The sequence below is a fragment of the Skermanella sp. TT6 genome, from assembly GCF_016653635.2.
GTDB lineage: Bacteria > Pseudomonadota > Alphaproteobacteria > Azospirillales > Azospirillaceae > Skermanella > Skermanella cutis.
The window spans coordinates 5,701,135-5,714,436 of the sequence record NZ_CP067420.1; the positions used below are offsets into that span (position 1 = coordinate 5,701,135).

At 65.5% G+C, this 13,302-nt stretch carries 14 protein-coding genes and 1 pseudogene; 3 read left to right on the forward strand and 12 right to left on the reverse strand.

Annotated features, from left to right (window positions below; translation table 11 throughout):
* Nucleotides 1-169: 169 nt before the first annotated feature.
* From IGS68_RS26580 to IGS68_RS26615, 8 genes are all read right to left on the reverse strand, one after another.
* Nucleotides 170-1,006: a cation diffusion facilitator family transporter gene (locus IGS68_RS26580; protein ID WP_247881097.1), complete on the reverse strand. Its 837-nt coding sequence runs from the start codon at nucleotides 1,004-1,006 to the stop codon at nucleotides 170-172.
* Between the two features lie 262 nt (nucleotides 1,007-1,268).
* Nucleotides 1,269-3,410, reverse strand: a complete 2,142-nt coding sequence (locus tag IGS68_RS26585; protein WP_201075795.1) for a protein-disulfide reductase DsbD family protein — start codon at nucleotides 3,408-3,410, stop codon at nucleotides 1,269-1,271.
* Nucleotides 3,411-3,486: 76 nt separating this feature from the next.
* On the reverse strand, nucleotides 3,487-4,104 hold the full coding sequence (locus IGS68_RS26590; protein WP_201075797.1) for a DsbA family protein: 618 nt from the start codon (nucleotides 4,102-4,104) through the stop codon (nucleotides 3,487-3,489).
* 68 nt (nucleotides 4,105-4,172) lie between these two features.
* Complete coding sequence (locus IGS68_RS26595; RefSeq protein WP_201075799.1) at nucleotides 4,173-4,793, reverse strand: SCO family protein; 621 nt, start codon at nucleotides 4,791-4,793, stop codon at nucleotides 4,173-4,175.
* A gap of 7 nt (nucleotides 4,794-4,800) precedes the next feature.
* Nucleotides 4,801-5,220: a copper chaperone PCu(A)C gene (locus IGS68_RS26600; protein WP_203098143.1), complete on the reverse strand. Its 420-nt coding sequence runs from the start codon at nucleotides 5,218-5,220 to the stop codon at nucleotides 4,801-4,803.
* An 86-nt stretch (nucleotides 5,221-5,306) separates the two neighbouring features.
* The gene (locus IGS68_RS26605) at nucleotides 5,307-5,690 is read right to left on the reverse strand and encodes a hypothetical protein (RefSeq protein WP_201075803.1); all 384 of its coding nucleotides are present in this window, start codon (nucleotides 5,688-5,690) and stop codon (nucleotides 5,307-5,309) included.
* Nucleotides 5,691-5,966: 276 nt separating this feature from the next.
* The gene (gene lspA / locus IGS68_RS26610; protein WP_201075805.1) at nucleotides 5,967-6,527 is read right to left on the reverse strand and encodes a signal peptidase II; all 561 of its coding nucleotides are present in this window, start codon (nucleotides 6,525-6,527) and stop codon (nucleotides 5,967-5,969) included.
* 11 nt (nucleotides 6,528-6,538) lie between these two features.
* Nucleotides 6,539-8,707 carry a heavy metal translocating P-type ATPase gene (locus IGS68_RS26615; RefSeq protein WP_228435196.1) on the reverse strand — a complete coding sequence of 723 codons (2,169 nt, stop codon included), beginning with the start codon at nucleotides 8,705-8,707 and terminating at the stop codon, nucleotides 6,539-6,541.
* A gap of 105 nt (nucleotides 8,708-8,812) precedes the next feature.
* Here IGS68_RS26615 and IGS68_RS26620 point away from each other — a divergent pair, with 105 nt between their 5' ends.
* Nucleotides 8,813-9,211 carry a MerR family transcriptional regulator gene (locus IGS68_RS26620; protein ID WP_201075808.1) on the forward strand — a complete coding sequence of 133 codons (399 nt, stop codon included), beginning with the start codon at nucleotides 8,813-8,815 and terminating at the stop codon, nucleotides 9,209-9,211.
* Between the two features lie 12 nt (nucleotides 9,212-9,223).
* Here the strand turns inward: IGS68_RS26620 and IGS68_RS26625 are convergent, their stop codons facing one another.
* Nucleotides 9,224-9,571: an ArsR/SmtB family transcription factor gene (locus IGS68_RS26625; protein ID WP_201075810.1), complete on the reverse strand. Its 348-nt coding sequence runs from the start codon at nucleotides 9,569-9,571 to the stop codon at nucleotides 9,224-9,226.
* 134 nt (nucleotides 9,572-9,705) lie between these two features.
* Here IGS68_RS26625 and IGS68_RS36360 point away from each other — a divergent pair.
* A pseudogene (locus tag IGS68_RS36360) lies at nucleotides 9,706-10,191 on the forward strand (IS66 family transposase); the annotation flags it as partial.
* Between the two features lie 91 nt (nucleotides 10,192-10,282).
* Nucleotides 10,283-10,633: an IS66 family transposase gene (locus IGS68_RS36060; RefSeq protein ID WP_201075812.1), complete on the forward strand. Its 351-nt coding sequence runs from the start codon at nucleotides 10,283-10,285 to the stop codon at nucleotides 10,631-10,633.
* Between the two features lie 325 nt (nucleotides 10,634-10,958).
* Here the strand turns inward: IGS68_RS36060 and IGS68_RS26645 are convergent, their stop codons facing one another.
* From IGS68_RS26645 to glgP, 3 genes are read right to left on the reverse strand one after another with little or no spacing between them, the layout of a single operon-like run.
* Nucleotides 10,959-11,198 carry a c-type cytochrome gene (locus tag IGS68_RS26645; protein ID WP_201075814.1) on the reverse strand — a complete coding sequence of 80 codons (240 nt, stop codon included), beginning with the start codon at nucleotides 11,196-11,198 and terminating at the stop codon, nucleotides 10,959-10,961.
* A gap of 23 nt (nucleotides 11,199-11,221) precedes the next feature.
* Nucleotides 11,222-11,485, reverse strand: a complete 264-nt coding sequence (locus IGS68_RS26650; protein ID WP_201075816.1) for a DUF411 domain-containing protein — start codon at nucleotides 11,483-11,485, stop codon at nucleotides 11,222-11,224.
* The gene (glgP, locus tag IGS68_RS26655; protein ID WP_201075817.1) at nucleotides 11,485-13,230 is read right to left on the reverse strand and encodes an alpha-glucan family phosphorylase; all 1,746 of its coding nucleotides are present in this window, start codon (nucleotides 13,228-13,230) and stop codon (nucleotides 11,485-11,487) included. The genes IGS68_RS26650 and glgP overlap by 1 nt, the downstream gene beginning before the upstream one ends.
* Between the last annotated feature and the right edge of the window lie 72 nt (nucleotides 13,231-13,302).

Consider the following 13,302-nt stretch of genomic DNA (forward strand, 5'->3'; position numbering starts at 1 on the left):
GATCTGGCTCAAGAGGTACTGCTCACGCGATGCCGGCATATGCTTCTCTTTCTGCTCGTCCAGGCCGCTGTCCAGGGCATCGGCACCTTGCGTCTGACAAAGCGGAGCATCCTCATGCGTCCGCGCACCGTAGCGGGGCACCGTTGCGGGCACCCAGACGGCCGGGAGCTCAGGACTGGCGACAATCCTCGCCATGCGCGCAGGCTCCGCGCTCGACCTGAACGGTTGCGTGGTCGAAGCCGAACCGCTCCTTCAAGGCGTGATTGATGGCTGCAACGGCCTCGTTCTGGTCCGCTGCCTCGTCCACGACCGCGTGCAGAGTGATCATCCGGCGCTCGCTGGTGAGCGACCAGGCATGAACATGGTGGACGTCGATGACGCCGGCGACGCAGCGGACGGCGGCGCCGACACGCGCACTGTCGATGCCGTCTGGCGTGCCCTCCAGAAGGATATGCCCGGACTCCTTGGTCACCCTCCAGGCGCCGCGCAGGATGAGAAGAACGACCACGACCGACAGGATCGGGTCGATGGGAGTCCAGCCTGTCCACAGGATGATGAGGGCCGCGGCGATCGCGCCGACCGATCCCAGCATGTCCCCGAGGACGTGGAGCGCGGCTCCGCGAACATTCAGGTTCTCCTCCCCGCCCCGATGCAGGATCCAGAACGCGGCTATGTTCACCAGCAGGCCCAGGATCGCGACGACGAGCATCTGCCCGCCGAGCACCTCGACTGGATCGAACAGACGGCCGACAGCCTCGACGGTAATCCAGGCCGAGATGACGAACAGTGAGATACCGTTCACGAAAGCGGCGAGCACCTGGAACCGGTGGTAACCGTAGGACCGCTTGAGGTCGGCCGGGCGTCTGGCCAGACGGAATGCGAACCAGGCCAACGCAAGGGAGGCGAAGTCGGTCAGCATATGCCCGGCGTCGGCGATCAGGGCCAGCGAGCCGGAGACGAGACCGCCGACGACCTCGGCGAACATGAAGCCGCCGGTCAGCACCATGGCCCACAGGACCTTGCGCTCGCTGCTGGTCGTTACCGCGTGACTGTGCCCCCCGGGACCATGCTCGTGTGCGGCGTGCGAACCGTGGTCGTGTCCGACATGTGAGGCGTGATCATGCCCCGCGTGCGGCGCATGGTCCTGTTCGAGGCCGCTCGGGTGTCCCTGACCGTCGTGGTCATGATCGGCGTGATCATGCCCGTGGCTTGTGCCACTCGGGGATTTCTGATTGTGCGTTTCTATATCCGTGTTCATCCGTGTTCTCTCATCGCGCTTGTGGCGCATCGTCGGAAGCGTTCACCTCAAGACCGCCCTTGATGTTCTGTGAATTCAGGGTGGAAGCGCCCCGTGCTCGCCCAAGCGCCTCAAGGACGGTCTCTGTTGACAGGAGTTCCGGCAGGACGATCCCGCTCGGCGCGCCGGGTCCGTAGACGGCGTTGAACGGAATGCCGTAGCGGTCGTTCCGGGCCAGGTAGTCCGAGATCCGTGGGTCGGGACGCGTCCAGTCGGCCCGCATCGGCACCACGCCCGGGGCCGTCAGCGCATCCGCGACCTCGCCCCGGTCGATGACCAGCGACTTGTTCGCCTGGCAGGTGATACACCAGTCAGCCGTCACGTCCACGAACACCGTCCTTCCCTGTGCGACCAGCCGGCCGATCTCGGCCTGGTCGAATGGTGCCCATGCCGTCGCCGTCACGGATGTTTCCGCAGGCTTGCCCATCATCGCCGGGGACGCCACCGCGGCGGACAGCGACACCGCCACCAGCCCCAGCGTCGCCGGGAAGCCGAGGCGGTTCCGGAGGATCAGTGCCGCGCCGAGCACGGCCAGGGTGCCTGCGATGACGAAGGCGGCTTGCCAGGAGGTCTGGGCCGCCAGCACCGCCAGCAGCCATGCCGCGGTCCCGAGGAGTGCTACGGCCAACACCCGGCGAAGCGTGGCCATCCACCGACCGGGCCGCGGCATGAGGCTGACCAGCCGTGGAAAGGCTGCAACCAGCAGGTAGGGCGATGCCAGACCGACGCCCAGTGCGGCGAAGATGGTCAGGATCTCCACCGGACCGCGCGCCAGTGCGAAGCCCACGGCGGTGCCGACGAACGGGGCCGAGCACGGCGTCGCCAGCAGGGTCGCGAAGGCCCCGGTTGCGAAGTCGCCGGCATGTCCGCTCCCGCCCGCGCGCCCCAGGACCGTGGCGAAACGGGATGGCAGGGAAATGTCGAGACCACCCGCAAGGCTGGCGGAGAAGGCGACCAGCACGGCGGCCATGGCCACCAGGAACAGCGGCTGCTGGAATTGCACGCCCCAACCGACGACGGATCCCGCAAGTTTCAGGCCGATGAGCATGCCCGCCAGCAGGAGCATGGAGGTCACGACCCCCGCGGCCGTCGTCAGGAAGCCCAGCCGCACGCGACGACGCCCGGCGTCGTGTCGGTCGATCACCGACAGCAGCTTCAGGCTGAGCACCGGCAGCACACACGGCATCAGGTTCAGTACAAGCCCGCCGAGCAGCGCCAGGAGAAGGATTGGAACCAAGTCACCAATACCCGTGCCGCCGGTCTTTGATGCGGCGACCCTGACCCGGGCTTCTGCAGCCCTTGGGCCGTCCGTCACGGTGACCACAAACATCCTGCCAGGCATGGTCACCAGATCCGGACCGGACGTGACCGGCAGTCTGGCCGTGGCCCCGTGGCCATCCGGTGCGAATGAGAACTCCGGCTTGCCGAACGTCCAGTCACCGCCCTCGACCAGCACGTCGGGTTCGACCATCGGCCTGCTGGAGGCGATGCGAACCGCCAGGGCCCCCGGCTTGCCGGTCTCGACCGAAGCTGCCTCGACCTCCAGGCCTGAGTGTACGCCGTCGTCGGGCACCTGCGCTTCGAAGCGGGCGACCAGGTTGGCGGCTTCGGCGTCGGCCGCAGCCGGCCCGGATGGCAGGTCGAGTGCGATCTCCAGGGAGACCGGGATGCAGACGGTGCTGCACACCAGCACGTCTGCTCGGCCGCGCAGGGCCACCGGCTCACCCTGACGTTCGACCCGGATGTCGAGCGGGAAGACGACCTCACGGTCATAACCGAAGGTCTCCAGCCCGAACAAGGTGAAGCGGTGCGGCGCGGGCCATCGCCAGTCCACCCCGGCGACGTTCGCAGAGGCCGACCAGTCCACCGTCGGCGGCGCACCGGCATCGCCGGGCGAACGCCAATAGGTTTTCCAGCCGTCCGCGAGCATCAGGTGCAGGCCCACCGGAATGGTTTCCCGATCGCCGCCAGCCTCCACGGGCGAGACTAGCCGGGCCTGCAGGGTGTCGTGGCTCGACCATTCACCGGTCGCGGCGGCGGCAGGACTGCCGAACCACGCAGCTGCCATGGCGAGCACTGCCGCGACGCTTCGGATGCCCAGGCCCGCCGTCATCCTGTTTCTCATCACACTGCCTCTCGATGTCCCGCGCCTCAGCCTCAGCACGCGAAATCCTCTCGCTGGCGGCGACTCAGGGCTTCGGCAGCAGCGGTTCGACAGCCTTCTTGAACTCATCGATCGGGAGCACGCCCTTGTAGGTCTTGCCGTCGATCACGAAGGAGGGGGTCGATTCCACTCCGTGCTTCTGCTCGCCCTCCAAGCGGGACTGGACGATGGAGTCCTGAAGCGCCTTGTCGGCCCGGCAGGCGTCGTAGGCAGGGCGTGACAGGCCGGCCAGTGCGCCGATGCGCGCCAGAGCCTCGACCGGGTCCTTCCCGTGGGACCAATCCTCCTGCTTCGAGAACAGGACCGAGAGGACCGGAAAATAGCGCTCAGGTGCTACGCACCGTGCCAGGATCGCCGCTTCCAGGGCTATACGGTCCAGGGGGAAGTCGCGGTAGACGAGGCGGACCTTGCCGGTGTCGATCAGTTCCTTCTTCACCTGCGCCAGGACCTCGTTGTGGAAGGTCGCGCAGTGGTGACAGGTCAGTGAGGCATACTCGATCACCTCGACCGGCGCGTCCGGGCTGCCCAGCGCGCGGGGCGCTGTGGCGGTCTGCGGGACAGTCGGCGTTTGGGCAAAGGCGGCGCCGGAGAACAGGCACGAGGCCGCCAGGACGGCGGCGCGAAGGGTTCGGTTCAGGGGCATCGGGTAACTCCAAGAGGGGCTGGTTGGTTTATCGGGATCTGGCGACGGGTTCTGGCCCGTCTTCCGGTTCATGAGTTCTCAAGCAGGAGGCGGAGTTTGCCGGCGGCGACCTCCGGCTTCTCGTGGATGTCGAGGGTCGAGCGCGGACGGCCCTCATCGTCCAGCAGCAGCATCGTCGCCGTATGGTCCATGGTGTAGCCCCCGTCGTCCTGGGGAACCTTGCGCGAATAGGCGCCCAGGCTCTTGAGGGCGGCAACGACCTGATCCGGGGCGCCGGTCACGCCGACGATGCGCGGATCGAACAGGTCGGTATACTCGGCCATGACGTCGGCCGTGTCGCGCTCCGGATCGACCGTCACGAACAAGGGTCGTACCGCCTCCGCCTGCGGGCCGAGCGCCTGGAGCGTGCTCGCCACGTAGGACAGCGAGGTCGGGCAGACGTCGGGACAGTGCGTGAAACCGAACACCACCAGCGTTGGCTTGGCCCGCAAGTCATCGGGCGTGAAGGCTCTGCCCGTCTCGTCCAGGAGCCGCCAGTCAGCTCCTTCGGCCATCGGACGACCGGGTTCGACCAAGCCCTCGCGCAATGGTACGTCGCGCGATACCAGCCAGGTCAGCAAGGCGGCCGAGATAACGACCATGCCGACGAGCGCCCACAGGAAGAAGCGGAGGTTTCTCAGGTTGGCCATGGCATCCTCACTCCGGTCCCATGGCGCCGGGCTTGCCGACCTTGACCGGGACCTCGACCTGTCCGGCCTTCTCGAAGGTGATGGTCAACGGGAACTGCTGGCCGAGCTTCAGTCCGCCCTTGAGATCCATCAGCATGATGTGCGTCCCGCCGGGCTTCATCTCCAGCGCGCCGCCAGGCGGGACACTGAGCGGACCAGCCTCGCTCATGCGCGAAACGTCGCCTTCCTGTCTGGTCTGGTGGGCCACGGCATGGCCCGCAACCGGCGTTTCCATGGACAGGATGCTGTCGGGCTCGGGGCCGGTGTTCCTGACCTCCAGATAGGTGGCGCCGGTCTTGGCGGACGGTGTGGTGGCGCGCGCCCAGGCCTGCTCGACAACCAGGGCACCTGCGGTTACCTCGGCGGCGTACGCCACCGGGGTGAGCATGGTAATCGATACGGCAATGGCTGAGACAAAGGATATCACTCTTGCTCTCCTGGATTGAGCGGGCAATCGGGGCCGGGAGGCCGCACTCACATAGAAGCTTTGGCATTCCGGGCCGTAAGTTCGTGGATGGCCTTTCTTGTGTCAGACCGGATGGCGCGTTTGAAGTTACTGGCGAGTCGCTCGCCCGCGCCTTCGCCATTCAACCCGATGAGGTGCCGTCGGCTCTTCTCGAAGTCATCGGCGCAGGCCTGTTCCGCGTCGGCGATAATGCCGCCAATCTCCGGACCCGCCAGATCCCGACGGTTCGCGACAAGCGCTTCGGCTTGGTTGATCATGCACACGTGATAAGATGCCATAGCGAACTCGGCCTTATGCTCGTCATGATCCACCGCATTCGGCCGCTGGCAGGCGGTGACCAGTGAGGCCAGCAGCGCGGTTGCGAGCAGGCCGCCTTTCTGCCGGTCAGCCACGTATACCATCCTGTGGCTGCCCGCCTGCGGTGACGAAGTTCACGCACGCGTTGATCAACCGCTGGTGCTGCAAACGCAGTATCGGATCTTTCCGCAGCACGGACTGAATCAGATCAGGGATAGGATGCGCCATTGAATTCCTCCGTCAGGCTCCCGCGCTTGTGCCTTGAAATTTGGTGCGCGCCTCAGCGCCCTCGATCTTGGCCACGCACGGCGGGCAGTTCATTCTGGTTACGCGGTATCGGACAGTCTTATTATTCTGGGGCAATCCGGCTGTCATGCCTCGCTCTTGTCATTCTCAATGCGGGTGCACAGCGGCTGCGCGTTGACCTTCTTGTCGGCGGCACGATCAGCAGCCCACGAATGCAGCAGCAATGCCGCGACGCCGCAGAAGATGGCTGCGTCGGCCAGGTTGAAGGCGGGCCAGTGCCAGCCGAGCGCGTGGAAATCCAGGAAATCGGTCACCGCTCCCTGACGCACTCGGTCGATCACGTTGCCGATGGCGCCGCCAATGACGCCGCCGATGGCCGCGGCCTCGATCCGGCTGCCGACACGGCGGGCCCACACGATGAGAGCGGCCACTATGCCCAGGGTGAGGCCGACCAGTAGCCAGGGGCCGAGCGCCTCGTCACTGCTGAGCATCCCGAAGCTGACCCCGCGGTTGAAGCCAAGTGTCAGGTTGAAGAACGGGGTCACCTCGATGAGACGCGGAGGATCCATGACATGCTCAAGGATCACCCGCTTGGATGCCTGATCGGCGGCCGCCGCAAGGAGGGCAATCGCCAGCGCCAGCCATAGGCCAGTCCTTCTGCTTGCGGCGTTTTCAGAGTTCGTCATAGCGGCTTCCTTCACTTCGCCCGGCGGAGCAGCCGCAAGGCGTTGAGGGTGACCAGCACGGTGGCCCCGGTGTCGGCCAGGATGGCGAGCCAGAGGTCAGTGACACCGAGCAGGGTGGTGACGAGGAACACGGCCTTGAGGCCCAGGGCGACGGCCACGTTCTGGTGGATGTTCGTCATCGTCGCGCGGGACAGCGCGATGAGGTCGGCAACCCCCTCGACCCGGTTGCCCAGCAGTGCGGCGTCCGCGGTCTCCAGAGCAACGTCGGTCCCGCCACCCATGGCGATGCCGACATCGGCCGCCGCCAGCGCCGGGCCGTCGTTGATGCCGTCTCCAACCATAGCGACCGGTGCCCCGACCTTCAGGGCCGCAATCTCGCTCAGCTTGTTCTCGGGCAGAAGATCCGCCTTGACCTCGATGCCGAGCTTCCGTCCGATGGCCTGCCCGGTTCGGGCATTGTCGCCGGTCAGCATGACGCTGCGGACGCCGAGTTGCCGGAGTGCCGCGATGCCCCGCAAAGCGTCGGGCCGCGGTTCGTCGCGCAGTGCCATCAGGCCCACCGGCTGTGTGTCGGCCAGGACCACGACGACGGTCTTGCCCTCGTCCTCCAGGGTGGTGATGCGGTCGGCGGGAAGGTTCCCCGGGCCGCAGCTTTCCACCGCGTGGCGCGGCGAGCCGACCTCGATGAGCTTCCCGCCAACCACGGCCTGCGCTGCCCGTCCTGGAAGGGCCTTCTGCCCGCGTGCCGGTCGGAGCGGTATGCCATCGCTTGCTGCCCGGTCCAGGATGGCCCGGGCGATCGGGTGGCTGGAGCCGTTCTCCACGGCCGCCGCCATCCCGAGCAGTGAGCGTTCGTTCCCCGTCAGCGACACCAGGTCGGTCACCTGCGGCCGTCCCTGCGTCAGCGTCCCGGTCTTGTCGAAGGCGATGGCGCCGACGCGGCCGATCGTCTCCAGGGCAGCACCGCCCTTGATGAGCAGGCCGCGCCGCGCGCCGGCGGCGATGCCGGAGGTGATTGCGGCCGGCGTGGAGAGGACCAGGGCGCACGGGCACCCGATCAGCAGAAGCGCCAGGCCGCGATAGATCCACGTGTGCCAGTCCGCCCCGAAGGCGAGCGGCGGGACCAGCACGGTCAGTACCGCGACCAGGATGACGAAGGGCGTGTACCGCGCGCTGAACCGCTCGATGAAACGCGCCGTCGGCGACTTGGACGCCTGCGCTTCCTCGATGAGGTGGATGATGCGGGCGATGGTGTTGTCAGCCGCCGCCCGCGTTACCCGGACCTGCAGTGCGCCGGTTGCGTTGATGCCGCCCGCGATGACCGCTGAGCCGACCTGCTTGGGAACGGGAACCGACTCCCCGGTGACCGGGGACTCGTCCACGTCGGACTCGCCATCGACGACCTCGCCGTCGGCTGGGACGCGATCACCGGGCCGGACGAGCACCACTTGTCCAATTTCCAGGCGCGACGCCGGAACCTCGCGGGCGATCTCCCCGTCGATCACGAGGGCGGTTCGTGGCACGAGTGCTGTCAGCGCTTCGATGCCGGACCGGGCTGAGCCCGCCGCAACACCCTCCAGGAGCTCGCCGACGGCGAACAGCAGGACGACGATCGATGCCTCGGCCGTCTCGCCGATGATGAGTGCTCCCGCGGTGGCGATCGACATCAGCATCTCGATGCTGAAAGGCGAGCCAACGCGGGCCAGGGCCAGTGCTCGACGGCCGAACACAACTAGCCCCACGAGGGCGGCGGGGACCAGGGCATAATCCCCCAGAGATGGGGCAAACCAAGAAACCAGAAAGCCCACGGCGACGAGGAGCCCGATCAGGCCGGTCAGTCGGGCCTTGGGCGTCCACCACCACGGCTGCGTCGCGGGAGCCGGGACGTCGGTGTCCGTCTCGCCTTCAGCCACCACCCGGATGCGGTCCATGTCCTCGATGCCGAACCCGAGGCTCCGGATCGTGCCCTCCAGCCGCTCACGGGGTGTCGCGGCCTCGTCGAGCCGAAGCTTCAGGACCTGGGAGTGATAGCTCAGGCTGACGTCCTCGATGCCCGGGAGGCGGCCGACGGCCGTCTCGATCTTGGTCGCGCAGCTCGGGCAGTCCATGCCCGCTACCTTGTAGCGAAGAGCGCTTTTGCCCTCCGCCGCTACCTGCCCGATGTGTGCCTCGTCCAGCATGGTGCTCCCCGTGAACATCGGAAGGCGGATGCCGCCGCCGCCTGAGTGTGCTAAACATGGACCCTGTAGCAGCTACAGGGTCAAGGGGAGATGTCGGAAAAAATCATGTCGGACGATCACACCATCGGCGCGCTGGGCAAGCTGACCGGCGTGAATATCGAGACCATCCGCTACTATGAGCGGATCGGCCTGCTGCCCGAACCGGCGCGTAATTCGGGCAACTACCGCGTCTACGGCGACACGCACGTCCGGCGGCTGACGTTTATCCGCAAGGCACGCGACCTCGGGTTCCCGATCGAGGCGGTGCGCCGAATGCTGGCCCTGTCGGACCAGCCAGACCGGCCCTGCGGCGAGGTAGACGCCCTGGTCGTCGAGCAGATGCGCGAGGTTGAGCGCAAGATCGCGGATCTGGAGCGGCTCCGGGCGGAACTCGACAGGCTCGCCCACCAGTGCCGCGGCGGGCTGGTTTCGGACTGCCGGATCATCGAGGCGTTGTCACCGTGAGGCGTAAGGCGGCTAACTGGTTGTTTCCCGCTCGCCATAATTACCGCAGACGCGCACGCCGCACGCCGTGTCTGCCAGCAGCTCATCGGCCAAACGCAACAGCTGTTCGATCCGCTCATCGCCGAGTCGGTAATGCACGAACCGACCGCGCGTTTCGGCGCTTACCAGGCCGCACTCGCTCAGGCAACGCAGGTGGTTCGAGACGTTGGGCTGCGAAGGGCCTGTTACTGTCACGATGGCGCTGACATGCAGCGGCCCCTGACGCAGCACCTGGAGGATCGCCAGACGCGATGGATCGGCCAGCCCACGGAACAGCTTGGCCTGGAGTTGAGAGGTGCGGATTACAGTTTCTGACGCCATGCACCTTGTTTAACAGCTCGACATATGGGTCGCCACTGATATGCTTCATCGTATCACCAGCTGCTGATATAACGGGTGTCATGACTGCCACCACCAGCTCCCCACCTGAAACCGTCCGTTACCGCGTCACCGGGATGGATTGCCCATCCTGCGCCGCCAAAATCGAGAAGGAGACTCGGAGGGTCGGCGGGGTGGAGGATGTGAAGGTGTCCATCGCCTCGCAGATCATGACGCTGCGCCTGGTGAATGGCGAGCGGTTGCCGGAAATCGAACGCGCGGTCGCCGGCCTCAGCTACCAACTCGACCGGCTGGACGTCGCCCGCCCCCAGGCGGCAAGGGATGACGATGACGACGAGCTGCCCAAGGACCTCAGCCACATCACACCCGGCCACAAGCAGGCGCTGTGGATCGTTGTGCTGCTCAATGTCGGCTACGGTGCGGGCGCCGTCACCCTCGCGTTCTGCTGGTCACACAGCCGTCGGCAGTTCTTCGAAATTCACCAGTCAAGCCAGTCGCCGATCGCCGGCGAGGTGCTCCGGCGGATAGCTGAGTTGTACCGCATCGAAGATGAGATCCGGGGGCAGCCGCCTGATGTCCGGCGGACGGTTCGTCAGGACAGAAGCAGGCCGAAGGTCGAGGCGCTCAAGGTCTACCTGGAGGAGCAATTGGCACGCGTCTCCGGGACGTTGGGGTGGAGGGCCCCCAACGCCGGTGGCCAAGGCGATCCGCTACATGCTGAGGCACTGGGCCGGCCTGTGCGTCTTCCTGAACGACGGCCGGGTCGAGCTGGACACCAACAGCATCGAGCGCCTGCATCGGATCGTGGCAACGACGCGGAAGAACGCTCTGTTCGCCGGGGCGGACTCCGGCGCCCGATCCTGGGCGATCTTCACCTCGCTGATCCAGAGCGCCAGGATGAACGGCCTCAATCCGTTCGAATACCTGAAGGATGTGCTCGAGCGCATCGTGTCCAGCGACGTCAAGGCCCATCAACTCGACTGTCTGCTACCGTGGACCTGGAAGACTCAGCAGGCCGGTCGCCAGACAGTTCAGGCAGCCTGATACAACTCCCGTTCAGGAAACCATCCCACCAGTGTCGCGCGCGACCATCCTCTCGGCAACGTGGTCAGCAGATGACGCTTACAGAAGATCCGCCTAATGTGGGGCCGGGCCTTGACCTGCTGGCGCCACCTGGGTTTGGAGGCTGCACAACACTCAGGGAGCATGACTTGGAAAAAGGGGCTTGGTGCTTGTGCACCGGGAGTGCGGATGGCCTGAACTTAACTGATTATTGAAGCCGACAAGGAAATCGCTACCTTGAAGTGCATCGGTGGTTGTTAGGAATTGTTGTGAAGGCAAAACCATGCTTTATGATCTCTGCTTCATTCTAACGGGTCCCTTTTTGGTCGTGCGGCGGCGCGGGCATCTTTCCGTCGGGCTTCCTCAACTGCCAGTCCGGCTGACCCTCCAGGTTGGTTCCGTGGCACGACGCGCAATGCTGGACATAGACGGCCTTGCCCAGCGTCACCTGGGCGGCATCGGTCGGATCGGCCCGGTCGCCGCCCGGCATCAGGATCCAGGCCACTGCGCCTCCGGCGACGAGGAGGGCCAGTGCGGCACTCCACATCCATATCACAGATCGATGCCGCGTCATCCGATCACGAACATCTGCGGTTCGCCGCTGTCGCCGAAGGTAGAGGTGACGAGTGGCCTTATCCTTGGTCCTTCCATGCTCGGTGAGCCGGCCGGTATGCCGAGCAGCGAGTTGCCCCAAATGGCAGAGCATTCTGCCAGCAGTCGCTTGACCGCCGAGGCGAAGACGTGGCTCTCGACCACATAGCCGTCAATCAGCATCATGCGGCAGCCAACGAGTTCCATCTGGGCGGCCTGACCGTCACGCGGGTTATCTCTCATTACGGCCTCGCGAAGTAAGCCTGGACGGCGTAGCTCTTCATCATCCGGTGGCTGTTGAAATAGCTTCCGATCTTGGACAGGGATTGTTTCATCATCCAAACCCACCGATCCCTGTCGCCGTAACAGAGGGGAAGCACGGTGCGCTCCAGCTTGACGTAAAGCTCCTCGGCGTCGTCACCTGCCGTGCCGAGCGCGGTGTCGCCGATCGCCCAGCCGGTCACACCCTCGATGCACGCTTCCAGCCACCAGCCGTCGAGCGTACTAAGGCACAGGACACCGTTCAACGCTGCTTTCATGCCGCTGGTCCCGGACGCCTCGAGGGGCGGCAGCGGGGTGTTCAGCCAGATGTCCGAGCCGGAAACCAGGGCGTGGGCGAACTCCATGTCGTAGCCGGGAACAAACGTCATCGGGATGTCGCCTGCTAGGTCGCGGATGTGGCCGTGGATCTCCTGGATCAGCTGCTTTCCCGGTTCGTCCCGCGGGTGCGCCTTTCCCGCCATGACCAGCTGGAATGGGAACAAACGACTGATCGAACGCAGACGCTCAAGGTCAGCGAACAGGAGATCCGGACGCTTGTAGGCGGTCATGCGCCTGGCGAAACCGATCAGGGGCCGCTCGGGCGTCATCGCCACTCCTGTTCTACGTTGTATCTCTTCAAGGAGGGCGTGCTTGGCCTCCTGATGCGCGGCGCAGACCTCGGTATTCGGCAACTGGTCCGCCCGGACAAGGAGCTCTGGTTCGAGGCCCCAGCCCGGCACGGCTCCATCGAGAAGACGGGCAAGGCCAGGGTGAACCCAGGTGGCGGGGTGAACTCCGTTCGTGACGGCCGAAATCCGATAGCCTGGGAACAGGTGTCTCGTCGTTTCCGCATGTCGTCGCGCGACGCCGTTGACGTAGCCGCTCAGGTTCAGAGCCAGCCTGGTCATGTTCAGGAGGTCCGGACCGCCCAGCAGCCGCAGCTGATCGATGCGGATGAAGTCGCCAAGGACACGTTTGACGTCCTCGTAGTCGAACCGGTCGTGTCCGGCCTCGACGGGCGTGTGGGTAGTGAACGCGCATCGTGCCCGTACATGGGCGACATCGAACAGGCACTGCGCACACAGGTCCTGGTCGAAGGGTGCGTCGGATGGGCAATCGTCCGGCCGCTCATTGGCGACGGGATTGGGGGTCCTTCGAAGAAGCTCGACGGCCAGGAGCGCTGCATGGCCCTCATTGAGGTGGTAGAACTCAATCTCGAAGCCCAGGGCGCGCAGCATGCGAGCGGCGCCGATGCCCAGGACCGTCTCCTGCCTCAGCCTGTGGACGGCATCACCGCCGTACAACCTATCGGTGATCCGGCGGTCATCGGCGTTGTTTTGATCGACATCGGTGTCCAGCAGGATAACTGGGACATCGCCCCCCAGGGGGCTTTCGACGACATGGAGCCAGGCGCGGGTCCAAACCGGCCGACCCTCGATCTCGACTGCAATCATCGCATCGAGCGGGACCGCCCAGTCTGCTGGAATCCATGGGTCCGGATGATCGACCTGCCGACCGTCCGGAGCGATCTCCTGCCGGAGATAGCCCTCTCTGCTCACCAGGGTAACGAGAACCACGGGCAATTCGAGGTCCGCGCACGAACGCGCCACATCCCCGGCCAGGATGCCCAGGCCGCCGCTGTAGGTGTGGATCTCAGGCTTGATCGCGATTTCCATGGAAATATAGGCAATCCGGGAACGTTCGATGAAGGGATCCAGGCCAGTCATTGCTTTTCTCTCTTACAGAAGCGACGTGGACGACCGACACCCAGCCGGATCAGGCGGAGAACCGATCGCCCG